Below are 12,934 nucleotides of genomic sequence, written 5' to 3' on the forward strand. Positions count from 1 at the left end.
CTGCTCGGCCGGTACCGCATTGCCGACCGATCTGGTGAGAATTCTGCCTTCTGGAAACCACCGTGGCATCGCTCGATGACCGTGAAAACCTCGTTACCTAGTTTCTTGCGAGGAGACACATTCCAGCGAAAAGTGGGACAAGGTATCGCAAAACCCCTGCGAAAAGCGGAGTACTTAAAAACTTGCGATCCCTTTTTCCCTGATGACCTTTACACTGGCAGCTTGAATTTGATACCGTGGAGCCCTGGTCGACGCCATGTCAGCCGGAGGACCGAAGCGATGTCGCAATCCGCAGGACGGCAAAGGGGAGAGCACCAATGGAAGCAAGCCGCGCCGAGTTCGATTCGCCCGATGTTCGGGAAGGGAAAGGTCCTTCTGCCCTCTTCGATCGACCTTTGCTGAAATACGTGGGATTCGCCTTGCTGCTCGCATGGCACTACGTGCTCTGGTTCGTGCCGAGCTTCTTCTTCCACACCCAGCTGCTTGACGAAAGTGTGACGCTCAGCTGGGTGGCAAGCCTGTTGGCGACGGCGGCGTTCCTTTTCGTCTTGGCGGGACTTCTCGGACGCAAGCGTCACCTAAGCGACTATCCCGCCGTCCTTCCGGCCGCCATGATCGTCGCCGCGGCAAGCACCGTGGCCCTGGGTTTCTTCCCCTTCCATCTTGCACCTGCGGGCCTCTATCTCGTCGTGATCATCGCCCTCAGCGCCTCCGAGGCCACGCTCTGGATACTCTGGGGCGAGCGCTATGCCTGTGTGAAAGCGAACTTCACCATCAACCACATCGGCACCGTCTTCGGCATCACGCTCTTTCTGTGCGTGCTTATCGCCTCGCTTCTGCCGCCGACGATAACGGCGCCGGCGACGGCCCTGCTCCCCCTGGCATCGGGAGCCCTTCTGGCCTTCGCCCGCAAGGACGAAAAGCGCGCCTTTCCCGTACTCCTGCCGCGCAGCGCTACAAGCAGCGGCTTCAAGAACATGCTCGGCGTTGGCTTCGTCACGCTGCTCGCCTGCGCCGCCTGCTATTTCCTCAGCTGCATCATCCCATGGGAAGTGCTGCCCACCGGCGAGGACTCCTTCACATTCGGCATTTTGGGCGGGGCTCTGTTCATTCTCGTCATCGCCGGCATCTACACGCTGTCGCGCAACCGCCTCAACATCTTCAAGATCTACCCGGCCCTGCTCATCGCCATCATGGTGGGCTTCTCGCTGCTCCTCTCCTCGACGTTCGCTTACTTCCCCGCCTTCATCGTCGGCATCGGCGTGCAATCGCTCTTCGAAGTGCTGCTCATCATGTACTTCGGCATCCTCACCACCAAAGGCTACGCGACCCCGGCGCTCACTTTCGCCATGGCCGGCGGCTTCGTGCGCCTGGGGCTCGCCGCGGGCAACTCGCTGGCGCTGTGGTACGAGAGTATGGCAGTGCCAGTGGTCCAGGCCCTCACACCGCCGACCTGCCTGGCCTTCATGTGCCTGCTCGCCGTCGTGCTCGTGCCGCTCGTGCGCATGGAGTTCAGCATCGTGGCCCTCACCGCTGCGCCGCCCACGCGAAACGAGGTGGAGGAGATCTGCGCCGAAGCGGCAGCCGAGTTCGGCCTGTCGGCCCGCGAAGCGGAGATCCTGCTGCTCATCGCGCGCGGACACACGACTAACTCCATGGCGGAAAAGCTCGTCATCTCCCCTTACACCGTAAACACCCACATCCGCCACATCTACGACAAGATGCAGATCCACAAGCGCAGCGAGCTTCTGAACTTCCTGAACATGCAGCGCTCAGATTTCTAGAGCACGACTCGATAGGCAGGAACCGATCCCTCCGTAGGGGCTGACCTTGGTCAGCCCTCCCCTGGCGAGTCGACCCCACTTCAGGAGGGGCGACCAAGGTCGCCCCCTACGGGATAATGCGATAACCTTTCGTGACAAATCCATGGCACACAAGATGAGGTATTGCCAATTCTGCTTATTCACTGTATATTTACAGCAAATTCTTAGGAGGTTGCTATGCCGCAGATCAAGCCACTGTCCGAATTCAACCGGAACCAGAACGCCCTCATCGAGGATCTCAGCCACTCGGGCGAGCCCTTATACCTCACGCGCAACGGCTCGGCTTGCGTCGTGGTGATGGACTCGGCCGCCTTCGATGCCGCCATGGCCTTCCGCAACGAGATTTACGAGCAGGAGATGCGCACCTACCGCGGCATGCTCAAAGGCATCCAGGAAATGCAGGAGGGCAAGCTTCACGACGCCCAGGACGTCATGGACGAGCTGCGGGCACTCAGGGGCTGGGAGTGATGGCCGCCGAAGGCATGCGCGTTCTCTTCACGGACTCTGTGCGCACGTTCATCCTGGAGAACGTTTACAGTGAGCGGGTGGCGCTCGCCATCGATCGCCAAAGGGACATGCTCGCGCTCTTCCCGGAAATGGGCCGCGAGTACGACCCCGTCTACGATGCGGCGCGCCTCTCGGTTCCGTGCCGGTGGATCGCCATTCCCGACACCCCCTTCACCATCTATTACGTGATCGACTACGACGCCGACGAAGTGAGAGTGTTCTACATCGAGCACCAGCGCATGAACCCCATGGGAAGGTTCTCGTAGCGGAAGCCGTCTCGTAGGGGCTGACCTCGGTCAGCCCTCTGCTGGTGGAGCAACCTCGCTCGAGGAGGGGCGACCGAGGTCGCCCCCTACGAAATCATCCCCGAATCGGTGCGAGCTCGCATAGAGAAACGGAGCCCTCCGAACCGTTCGGGAACTTCCCTACTGCCCGGATTTCACCAATTCCTCGGCCATCTCGCGGAGCTTGAACTTCTGCACCTTCATGGAGGGGGTCATGGGGAAATCGTCCACGAAGAAGACGCGCTTGGGCACCTTGTAGCGGGCGATGCGCGGGATGGCGTAGGCGCGCACGTCGTCCTCGGTCATGTCCTCATAACCCGGGCGCGTGCGAATGAAGGCACCCACGATCTCGCCAAGGCGCGCATCGGGGATACCCACCACCTGGGCGTCCAGCACGCCGGGCATGGTGAGCAGGAAGTTCTCCACCTCGAGCGGGTAGATGTTCTCGCCGCCGCGGATGATCATGTCCTTAATGCGGCCCGTGACGCGGAAATACCCGTCCTCGTCCACGGTGCCCATGTCGCCGGAGTGCAGAAAACCGTTCGCATCGATGGCCTTGGCCGTCTCCTCGGGCATCTTGTAGTAGCCCTTCATGACGTTGTAGCCCTTGCAGCACAGCTCCCCGTGCTCCCCCGGCGCGCAGATGTGGCCGTCGTTCACGTCCAGCACGCGCACTTCCACCGGGGGGTGCGCCCGGCCCACGGTCTCGCACTTGTGGGGGATGTCGTCGTCCACGGAGGTCTGGGTGAACACCGGGCTCGTCTCGGTGAGGCCGTAGCAGATGGTCACGTCGCGCATGTTCATGCGCTCCATGACCTCGCGCATGGTCTCCGGCGGGCAGGGGCTGCCGGCCATGATGCCCGTGCGCAGGTGCGACAGGTCGAAGGAGTCGAAGTCCGGATGGTTCAGCTCGGCGATGAACATGGTGGGCACGCCGTAGACCGCCGTCGCCTTCTCCTTGTCGAGGGCCTGAAGCACCAGCTCGGCGTTGAACTCCTCAACGATGAGCATGGTGCAGCGGTGGGTGAGGCAGGCCATGACCCCCAGCACGCAGCCGAAGCAGTGGAAGAACGGCACCGGCAAGCACACACGGTCTTCGGCACCGAGCTTCTGTCCCTCGCCGATGTAGAAGCCGTTGTTCAGAATGTTGCGATGGGTGAGCATGACGCCCTTGGGGAAGCCCGTGGTGCCGCTCGTGTACTGCATCATGACCACGTCGTTGTTGTCGAACTGGCCCTGGGCCCATTCCAGGGAGCTGTCCGGCTTGTGCTGGCCGAGCAGCAGAAGTTCCGGCACGCTGTAGAAGCCGCGGTGCTTCTCGGGCCCCATGTAGATGAGGTTCTCGAGGAAGGGGTACTCCTCGGAATGGAGGAAGCCGCGCTGCACGTTCAGCGACTCGGGCACCAGATCGCGGATGATCTGCAGGTAGTCCACATCGCGGTAGGCATCGATCACGCAGAGCGCCTTCATGTCCGACTGCTTCAGCACGTAGTCGAGCTCGTGGGACTTGTACACCGGGTTCACCGTGACCATGACCACGCCGATCTTCGCGGAGGCGTACATGAAGGTGAGCCAGTCGGGGATGTTGCGCGCCCACACGCCCAAATGATCGCCCGGCTTCATGCCGATGGCCAGGAGGCCCTTGGCCAAAGCATCGGTTCGCTCGTCGAAGTCCTTGTAGGTCCAGCGCAGGTCGCGATCGGGGTACACGACGAACTCGTGATCGGGATCGATCGCCACCTGCTGCTTCAAGTAGGCGCCGATGGTCAGCTCCGAGTGCAGCGGATAATCGGGAGACCCGGGAACGGGAGCGTCGGTCGTCTTGTTCTCTTCCGTCATAGATCCCTCCCCGGCTTAGAACGGCGTATATACGCAGGCCAAGAATTTAGCGTTTTGCCCATTATGGGCGCGCACCTGGTGGGGCACGATGGAATCGTAGTAGATGGACTCGCCGGGGCCGAGCACGTAGGTCTCGTTGCCGTACTCGATCTCGATCTCCCCCTCCATGCCGTAGAGCCACTCCTCCCCTTCATGGGAATCCAGCTTGTGCGTGGCCTCGCCGGTGGGGCTCACGGTGATGATGAACGGGTCCATATGACGGGAGGGACGGCCCGCCGCCAGGCTGAAGTAGGACAGGTCGCCGGCGTCCTTGGCAGTCTGGAGCGATTTCACGCGCTCCACTTCCTCCATCTGATCGGTGCTGATGTAGGCGGGCCCGTAGGTCTCGTCGTCATCCATGAGGGTGCCCAGGCGCACGCCGAGGGCGCGGGTAAGCTTGATCAGCGGCGCCAAGGACGGCGGCACCTCGCCGGCCTCCAGCTTCTCGATGACCGTCACGTCGCAACCGCAACGGTCGGCCAGATCCTGGCAGGTCAGATGATGCGCCTCGCGCAGCGTGGTAATCTTGCGCCCGAGCTTGTTGTCCTCAGCCATAACGTGCCTCCTTGAAATTCGATATCACACTATTTTACTTGAGGACGGAAAAGGGAAATAAAGAAGCCGATGAGATGTCCCATCGGCTTCGGTGAACGTAACGCCAGGCACGCTCTTCGGCAACGCCCTTAGAGAAGAGGCCTCCTTTAGCGCTTCTCGGCGAGCAGTCGGTTGAGCGCATTCAAGTAGGCCTTCGCCGAGCTGACGATGATGTCGCCATCGGCCCCGCGGCCCACGTACACCTCGCCGCCGGCGGCCTTCACGCGCACGGTCACCTCGCCGAGCGCGTCGATGCCGCGGGTCACGGCGTTCACGGCGAACTCGGACAGGTCGTTGTCGACCTGCACGATCTGATCGATGGCCTTGTACACCGCATCGATCGGGCCGGCGCCCCAATCGCACACCGTCCGCACGTCTCCCTCGGGCCCGCGCAGGGTCACCGTGGCCGTGGGCTTCAAGGGGAAGCCGCAGCTGACCTGCACGCCCTCCAGCGTGTAGATGGCGCACTCCTCGCGATCGCGTTCGTTCACGAGCGCTTCCAGATCCTCGTCGTAGACTTCCTTCTTCTTGTCGGCCACGTCGAGGAAGGCAGTGTAGAGGCGGTCGAGCTCCTCGCCCTCGTATTCGTAGCCGAGTTCCTCCAGGCGGTGCTTCAGGGCCGCGTGTCCGCTGCGGGCCGTCAGCACGATCTGGCTTTGGCCCACGCCCACCTCGGCCGGATCGATGATCTCGTAGGTGTCGCGCTTCTTCAGCACGCCGTCCTGGTGGATGCCCGAGGAATGGGCGAAGGCGTTGGCGCCCACGATGGCCTTGTTGGCCTGCACGTTCATGCCGGTGATGGAGCTGACCAAGCGGCTCGCCTTGATGAACTCGCGGGTGTTGATGTCGGTGTGCGCATCGAGTTCCTTGCCGTGCATGCGCATGGCCATGACCACTTCCTCCATGGCCGTGTTGCCCGCGCGCTCGCCGAGGCCGTTGATGGTGCACTCGATCTGCGTGGCCCCGTTGCGCACGCCGGCCAGCGACAGCGCCGTGGCCATGCCCAAGTCGTTGTGGCAGTGCACCGACACGGTGACGTCGTCGATGCCGGCCACGTTGTCCATGAGGTACTTGATGCGCGCGCCGAAGTCCTCCGGCAGCGAGTAGCCCGTGGTGTCCGGGATGTTCACCACCGTGGCCCCCGCCTTGATGACCGCCTCAATGACCCGAGCGAGGAACGCGAAGTCCGACCGGCCCGCGTCCTCGGCGTAGAACTGCACGTCTTCCACGTACTTCTTGGCGTAGCTGACCGCGTGCACCGCCCGTTCGATGCACTCGTCCTCGGTGATGCGCAGCTTGTCGCGCATGTGCGAGGGCGACACGCCGATGCCGGTGTGGATGCGGGGACGCTTCGCAAACTTCAGCGCATCGGCCGCCGAGTCGATGTCCTTGTCCACGGCGCGGGTGAGCGCGCACACCACGGCCGCGTCGCCGGCCAGCTCGGAGATGCGGCGCACCGACTCGAAGTCGCCGGGGCTTGAGATGGGAAAGCCGGCCTCGATGACATCGACGTTCAGGCGAAGGAGCTGGCGGGCGATGACGAGCTTCTCCTCCGTGTTCATAGAGGCGCCCGGCGACTGCTCGCCGTCGCGCAGCGTGGTATCGAAGATGTCGATCTTGCGTGTCATGCCGTCCTTCTTTCTTCTTTTCTTCTTCCGACAGTTCGCGCCCGAGACGCGGACATAGTTGACCGAAAGCATCATAGCAAAAACCAGCGGCGCCCCCGTTAAGAGGCGCCGCTGGACACGGTTAAATCTTTCTATAGCCCGACATCGGAGCCGTCGATGGCCGCTACAAGGTGATCTTCCACAGGTTGCGCAGATCGATGGCCCCGCGCAGGCGGTCGAGCACCGCTTCGGACACGTCCCCCTCGACATTCATGTACACGAGCGCGCAGGACTCCTCCGGCTTGGTGCCGATCTGCATCGTGGTGATGTTGGCCGCAGCGTCGCCCAGAATGGTGCCGATAACGCCGATGCGGCCGGGCGCGTCCACATACTCGAACACAAGCGACGTGGTTGCCGGCGCGATATCGATCTTGTAGCCCATGAGCGAGATGATGCGGGGCGTGTGCTCCGTGCCGAACAGCGTCGCCGCCACCTCCACCTCGTCGGCCACGATGCGCACCGAGGAGGCGTACTCGCCGGCATCGCGCACCGAGGCCGTCGTGACGGAAATGCCGTGCTGGGAGGCCACCGACTCCGCGTTGGCCGCCGAGAAGGCCCCGAGGCGCCGGTAGGACAAGCCGCCGTCGAGCACCGCCGCGAGCAGCGGCGCCGGGTCGGCATCGGCCAGGCCGCCGGCCAGCTCCACCTTCAGGCTCTTCGGCGTGTGACCGAGAATCTGGCTGGCCATCGATCCCATCATTTTGCAGGCGTGCACGTAGGGGCCGATGGCGTCGAAGACCTCCGGTGGCAGCGGCGAGAGGTTCACCGCCGTAGCCACCATGCCGCCCTCCAGGCCCGCTTCCACGTACTCGGCGATCTGGGTGGAGGCGCGCCGCTGGGCCTCGTGGGTCATGGGCGACAGATGCGGCGTCAGAATGGCGTTCTCGAACTCGTGCAAGGGCGAGTCGGTGCAGGGCTCGGCCTCGAAGGAGTCCACAGCCACGGCCGCGATCTTGCCGGCGGCCACGAAATCGGCCAGGGCGTCCATGTTGAAGATGCCGCCACGGGCCGCGTTCACGAGCACGACCCCGTCCTTCATGGCGGCGAACTCGTCGGCGCCGAACATGCCGAGCGTGCTCACCGTGCGGGGCAGGTGCACCGTGATGAAGTCGGCCTGGGCGAGCACCGGCGCCATGTCGTCGTAAAGCGTGACGCCCAGATGCAGGGCGCGCTCGGGCGAGCAGTAGGGGTCGTGCCCGATGAGGTTCATGCCGAAGGCCGCGGCCCGCTCGGCCACAAGGCCGCCGACGCGTCCCAAACCGAAGATGGCGAGCGTCTTGCCGAACAGCTCGCTGCCCATGAAATCGGCGCGCCGCCACTGGCCCTCGTGCATGGACGCACTTGCCTCGGGAATGTGGCGCGCGGCGGCAAGCAGGAGCGCCATGGTGTGCTCGGCGGCCGAGATGACGTTCGAGTTCGGCGCGTTGCACACGATGACGCCGCGCTCGGAGGCGGCCTCGATATCGATGTTGTCCACCGTCACGCCCGCGCGCCCGATGATCTTCAAGTTCTCGGCGGCATCGAGCAGCGAAGAGTCGACCACCGTGTTCGGATGCACGATGAGCGCGTCGTAGGGAGCGATGGCGCCGATGAGCTCCTCGGCCGTGGGGTCGATGAGCATGTCAACTTCATAGCCGTGCTCGGTGAGCGAATCGATGCCTTCCTGCACCAAGTCCTCGGTAACCAGGATCTTCTTCGTCATGAGCGCCACCTTCCGCATTCGTCGCCCTCGCAGGGCTTCCGCTTTATCACGGGGAGGCTGACGCCTCCCCCTTTTGTTTGGTCGTTAACCGTTGTTCTTCTCGAACTCGGCCATGAAGGCGACGAGCGCCTCGACGCCGGCCTTAGGCATGGCATTGTAGATGCTCGCGCGCATGCCGCCCACCGAACGATGGCCCTTGATGGACTCGATGCCGTGGGACTTCGCCTCGGCCACGAACAGCGCATCCAGCTCGTCGGAGCCCGTGACGAAGGGCACGTTCATGAGCGAGCGATCCTCCTTGCGGGCGGTGCCGCGGAACAGCTTGCTCTGATCGAGGTAATCGTACAGAATGGCGGCCTTCTCCTTGTTGCGCTCGGCCATAACGGACAGGCCTCCCATCTCCTTCAGCCACTTGAACACGAGGCCGCAGATGTAGATGCCGTAAGCCGGCGGGGTGTTCGACAGCGACTTCGCCTTCGCCTGGGTGGTGTAGCGCATGATGGTGGGTGTAAAGGGCAGCACGTCCTCGCGCACCAGATCGTCGCGCACGATGACGATGGTCACGCCGGCGGGGCCTATGTTCTTCTGCACGCCGCCGTAGATGAGGCCGAACTTCGACACGTCCATGGGCTCGGAGAGGAACATCGAGCTCACATCAGTGACCAGCGGAATGCCACCGGTCTCGGGCAGCGCGTGGTACGTGGTGCCGTAGATGGTCTCGTTCTGGCAGATGTACACGTAGTCGGCCTCAGGGTCGAACTCGAGGCCGGCCACGTCGGGCACGTAGGAGAAGTTCTCGTCCTCGGAAGAGGCCACGCAGCGCGCCTCGCCGTAGAGCTGCGCCTCTTTCCAGGCCTTCTTCGACCAGGAGCCGGACACGATGTAGTCGGCCTTCTTGTTCTGCATGAGGTTCATCGGGACGGCCGCGAACTGCTGGGTGGCGCCGCCCTGCAGGAAAAGCACCTGGTAGTTGTCGGGAATCTGCAGAAGCTCGCGCAGGTCGGCCTCGGCCGTCTCGATGATGTTCGCGAAGGGCTTGGAGCGATGGCTCATCTCCATGACGGACATGCCGGTGCCATCGTAGTCGAGCATCTCGGCGGCCGCCTGGCGCAGCACCTCCTCGGGAAGCACAGCGGGACCGGCGGAAAAGTTGTAGACCCTAGCCATGAGGCGATTCTCCTTCGTCGCACGCCCGAAGCCCCTGCGGCGGCGCCGATGCGCCCCGTCCTGCGTCATGCCCCGAGCAGCCGTCAGTTACTCGGCCATTGTAACCCCATATGCGAGCCGCGCCCTCAACATAAGAGCCGAGCGGTTCGGAGGCGGAGAATCCACGCCCTTGCAAAGATTTTGGCAGAAATGGTCACAAAATCGAGTTCTGGGTTTTGCATCTCACCAAAATATACGTTTTTCGTTTATTTTAACGGTCACTCAACTAGTTTCGAGCCCGATTTCGGGCGGATGGTGAAGCAATTATCATGATCTGGAACCCAAAACTCGATTTTGTGACCAAAAAAAGAAAAGTTTTTGTCCTGAGGAAAGGAAGCCTCATGTACTTCGATAACATGGTTCTCTACTACAAGCCCACCTGCCCCTTCTGCCACAAGGTGCTCGCCTTTATGGAGCAGGAGGATATCGCCATGCCCATGCGCGACACCCTCGAGCCGGGCGTGAAAGACGACCTCATCCGCATCGCCGGCAAGGGCCAGGTGCCGTGCCTTATCGTGGACGGCGTGCCGATGTTCGAGTCCGACGACATCATCCGCTTCCTCGGCGACCTCATCTTGGAGCGCGAAGAGGGCTAGGCGGCTGCAACAGACGAAGCGCAGGACGCGCCGGGGCCCAAACCGGCGCGTCCTGTTTTATGGAAGACTTCCTCAAAGATAGTGTGCCATTGACGTCTCGTCAGCGCTACACTGTTCTCACGCGAAAACGCGCAAGCGAGGACAAGGAGTCTCTATGACCAAGTTCACCAACGTCATCGTCCGTAAGCCGGGCAAGTCTCTGTGCAACGGCATCACGAGCGCCCCGGAGCTGGGCCAGCCCATCTACGAGCGCGCCGTGGAGGAGCACGACGACTACATCGCCGCCCTGAAGCAATGCGGCGTGGAAGTGACCGAGCTGCCGGCGCTGGAGGAATACCCAGACTCGTGCTTCGTGGAGGATCCCGCGGTTATCACGCGCTGCGGCGCCATCATCACCAACCCCGGCGCCGATTCCCGCAACGGCGAGAAGAACGAGATCGAGCCGACCATCCGCCAGTTCTTCGACGACGAGCACGTCAAGCACATCGTCGCGCCGGGCACGCTGGACGGCGGCGACGTCATGATGGTGGGCGACCACTTCTACGTGGGTCGATCCGCTCGCACCAACGAGGAGGGCATCCGCCAGTTCATCGAGATCCTCGAGGGCTGGGGGCTCGAGGGCTCCGAGGTCCCGCTGGAGGAGGTGCTGCATCTGAAGACCGGCGTGAACTACCTGGAGGACGGCAATATGCTCGTTTCCGGCGAGTTTATCGAGAAGCCGGATTTCGCCCAGTACAACAAGGTAATCGTGCCCGAGGACGAGGCCTACGGGGCCAACTGCATCTGGGTCAACGGCACGGTCATCGTGCCCGAGGGCTACCCCACCGTGCTGAAAGCGGTGCAGGACCTCGGCTACAAGACGCTCGTGGTGGACACCTCCGAGTACCGCAAGGTCGACGGCGGCCTGTCCTGCCTGTCGCTGCGCTTCTAATAAGTTGCAGATTGGCAAAAAGAAAAATTAAAATCCTGAACGTCCCCCTGCAATTTGCGACGTACTTTTGCGATGAAGTACGTCGCGCTTCTTTTAGAGCAGCAGACGACCACCCGCAGGTTAAGAGAAATGCCTGAATGGGAAGATTCTTGCCGATTGCAAAATTGACATCCACGGGAGCAAATATGAGAGGCAAAAACACCCAAATCAATATCACATTGACGCAAATACGGGCCCTCATGGCAACTGCAGAAAACAAGAGCTTTGCTAAAGCAGCTGAAACGCTATTTGTGAGTCAACCTACCGTCTCTTACCAGATAAAGATATTGGAAAACGAACTCGGTGTGCAGCTATTTGCCCGAGACGCTCATTCGGTGGAGTTGACCCCCGCTGGCCTGATGTTCTATAGCTCTATAACCGGCCTTTATGAGAAAACCATCCAGCTTGTACGCGATGTCCAACAGTTAGATTCTCACTCGGCTCAGACTCTTAACATCGGAGTTCATGCGGCTTTCTGCTCTTACCCGTGCGCCATCGTCGCCCACTTCAACGAGATGACGCCCGAAATCAAAACCAGTGTACGGTCACTCGACTCCATACCAAGTCTACAGGCTTTACGACGAGGAGAAATCGACATTCAATTTCTTTTTCGTGGAGAACTGGGGGTCGAGGAAGGGATTGAATTTGCCCTCCTCAACATGAATCGCCTATGCGTCAACATGCGTAAGAGCGATCCTCTTGCTGCGCAAGAAATAATCACGCTTGATGATTTTCGGAATCGAACCGTATTCATTCCTGTACAAATCTCATATTCTCGAGAAATAGTTGAACTCCGCAGGATGATTGCGAAACGGAACATCCCCGTCGAGTTCGTAGTCAACGAAGATTTCTCGCGGGGTTTCACCTCCGTGCGAAGCGGGGAAGCACTTACCCTATTCGCCATGGGCGATATGACAGAGCCAATTCCGGGCATCGCTGTTATTCCACTTTCCCCTCCAACGACTGTGGAATATGGCGTCGCGTGGAAACAAGACAATCAGTTTCCTCCCCTGCGGGCTTTTCTTGACTACCTCCTCGGTTAACCGAGATTTTGACAAAAGATCGGCGGTCGACAACGGCTAAGAAACAGGCGCTCGAACTCAAGCTCAAGCGCCCAGGGGAGGACTCAGTGCATTTTCCTCAAGTTAAAACCCGCATTGCAATTATGAATGATTCGATGCAGCGTTCTTGCCTGCAAGTCGTCCGAATGTGACCGTACGTCCTGCGGCAACTGCTACTACCAATTCAGGATAATTGTTGGCAAAAAAACCTCCAGAATCATTGCCGGCCGCATAGAGTCCTGGGATTGGTCTGGACTCCGTATCCAAAACCTCCATCTTTTCATTGATGCGCAATCCATCGAGCGTGCAAAGCAGGCGTGAAGCCAAGTTGATCGCATAGTAAGGCGGATTCTTCAAAGTTGACATACGGAACGACTCGCAATAGAAGTCCTCATCTACCCCCTTTTCCGCAAGCTCGTTATAGCGTTCAACCGTGGCCAAGAAGGTATCCACAGGCAAATCGAACGCCTCGGCGATCTCTTCAAGGGTTTCAGCCTTTATAATGTATCCGGCCTTTTCAAGGTTTGCCCAATCTTCCTCAATAACCTGAGTAGTAACCCTCTCCGGTACCAACAATCAGCAGAATCTGGTACCGCCAGTCAGCGGGCTTGGTACCCTGGGTAAGATAAATTGGTACCGCCGCCCA

General features: G+C 60.9%; 12 protein-coding genes. 6 read left to right on the forward strand and 6 right to left on the reverse strand.

The genetic code is table 11. The features are described 5' to 3' along the window. Nucleotides 1–317 precede the first annotated feature (317 nt). The 3 genes from ACW4QM_RS06335 to ACW4QM_RS06345 all read left to right on the forward strand — a co-directional run bounded on the left by ACW4QM_RS06335 (nucleotide 318) and on the right by ACW4QM_RS06345 (nucleotide 2,596). Nucleotides 318–1,784, forward strand: coding sequence for a response regulator transcription factor (locus ACW4QM_RS06335; RefSeq protein WP_455798297.1), 1,467 nt, complete (start codon nucleotides 318–320; stop codon nucleotides 1,782–1,784). A gap of 216 nt (nucleotides 1,785–2,000) precedes the next feature. Next, a complete protein-coding gene (locus tag ACW4QM_RS06340; RefSeq protein ID WP_114539162.1) occupies nucleotides 2,001–2,291 on the forward strand; it encodes a type II toxin-antitoxin system Phd/YefM family antitoxin in 291 nt (96 codons plus the stop codon). Continuing rightward, nucleotides 2,291–2,596: a type II toxin-antitoxin system RelE/ParE family toxin gene (locus tag ACW4QM_RS06345; protein ID WP_241520656.1), complete on the forward strand. Its 306-nt coding sequence runs from the start codon at nucleotides 2,291–2,293 to the stop codon at nucleotides 2,594–2,596. The genes ACW4QM_RS06340 and ACW4QM_RS06345 overlap by 1 nt, the downstream gene beginning before the upstream one ends. Before the next feature lie 159 nt (nucleotides 2,597–2,755). Here ACW4QM_RS06345 and ACW4QM_RS06350 read toward each other — a convergent pair whose 3' ends face one another. From ACW4QM_RS06350 to serC, 5 genes are all read right to left on the reverse strand, one after another. Further along, nucleotides 2,756–4,453, reverse strand: a complete 1,698-nt coding sequence (locus ACW4QM_RS06350; protein WP_455798298.1) for an AMP-binding protein — start codon at nucleotides 4,451–4,453, stop codon at nucleotides 2,756–2,758. A 15-nt stretch (nucleotides 4,454–4,468) separates the two neighbouring features. Continuing rightward, nucleotides 4,469–5,047, reverse strand: coding sequence for a helix-turn-helix domain-containing protein (locus ACW4QM_RS06355; protein ID WP_022739788.1), 579 nt, complete (start codon nucleotides 5,045–5,047; stop codon nucleotides 4,469–4,471). Nucleotides 5,048–5,193: 146 nt separating this feature from the next. Next, the gene (locus tag ACW4QM_RS06360; protein ID WP_279054610.1) at nucleotides 5,194–6,714 is read right to left on the reverse strand and encodes a 2-isopropylmalate synthase; all 1,521 of its coding nucleotides are present in this window, start codon (nucleotides 6,712–6,714) and stop codon (nucleotides 5,194–5,196) included. 163 nt (nucleotides 6,715–6,877) lie between these two features. Further along, nucleotides 6,878–8,455, reverse strand: coding sequence for a phosphoglycerate dehydrogenase (gene serA / locus ACW4QM_RS06365; protein ID WP_237974306.1), 1,578 nt, complete (start codon nucleotides 8,453–8,455; stop codon nucleotides 6,878–6,880). A gap of 84 nt (nucleotides 8,456–8,539) precedes the next feature. Beyond that, the gene (gene serC / locus ACW4QM_RS06370; RefSeq protein WP_455798299.1) at nucleotides 8,540–9,622 is read right to left on the reverse strand and encodes a 3-phosphoserine/phosphohydroxythreonine transaminase; all 1,083 of its coding nucleotides are present in this window, start codon (nucleotides 9,620–9,622) and stop codon (nucleotides 8,540–8,542) included. A gap of 380 nt (nucleotides 9,623–10,002) precedes the next feature. On the opposite strand from serC, the gene ACW4QM_RS06375 reads away from it, so the two are divergent. The 3 genes from ACW4QM_RS06375 to ACW4QM_RS06385 all read left to right on the forward strand — a co-directional run bounded on the left by ACW4QM_RS06375 (nucleotide 10,003) and on the right by ACW4QM_RS06385 (nucleotide 12,270). After that, nucleotides 10,003–10,257: a glutaredoxin family protein gene (locus ACW4QM_RS06375; protein ID WP_117284794.1), complete on the forward strand. Its 255-nt coding sequence runs from the start codon at nucleotides 10,003–10,005 to the stop codon at nucleotides 10,255–10,257. A gap of 154 nt (nucleotides 10,258–10,411) precedes the next feature. Then, entirely contained in the window at nucleotides 10,412–11,188 is a 777-nt protein-coding gene (locus tag ACW4QM_RS06380) for a dimethylarginine dimethylaminohydrolase family protein (protein WP_161127181.1), read from the forward strand. A gap of 137 nt (nucleotides 11,189–11,325) precedes the next feature. Next, nucleotides 11,326–12,270: a LysR family transcriptional regulator gene (locus ACW4QM_RS06385; RefSeq protein WP_114539778.1), complete on the forward strand. Its 945-nt coding sequence runs from the start codon at nucleotides 11,326–11,328 to the stop codon at nucleotides 12,268–12,270. Nucleotides 12,271–12,390: 120 nt separating this feature from the next. Here the strand turns inward: ACW4QM_RS06385 and ACW4QM_RS06390 are convergent, their stop codons facing one another. After that, complete coding sequence (locus tag ACW4QM_RS06390; RefSeq protein ID WP_455798300.1) at nucleotides 12,391–12,864, reverse strand: FAD-binding protein; 474 nt, start codon at nucleotides 12,862–12,864, stop codon at nucleotides 12,391–12,393. Nucleotides 12,865–12,934 lie beyond the last annotated feature (70 nt).

This window comes from Adlercreutzia sp. CNCM I-6207 (assembly GCF_977072305.1).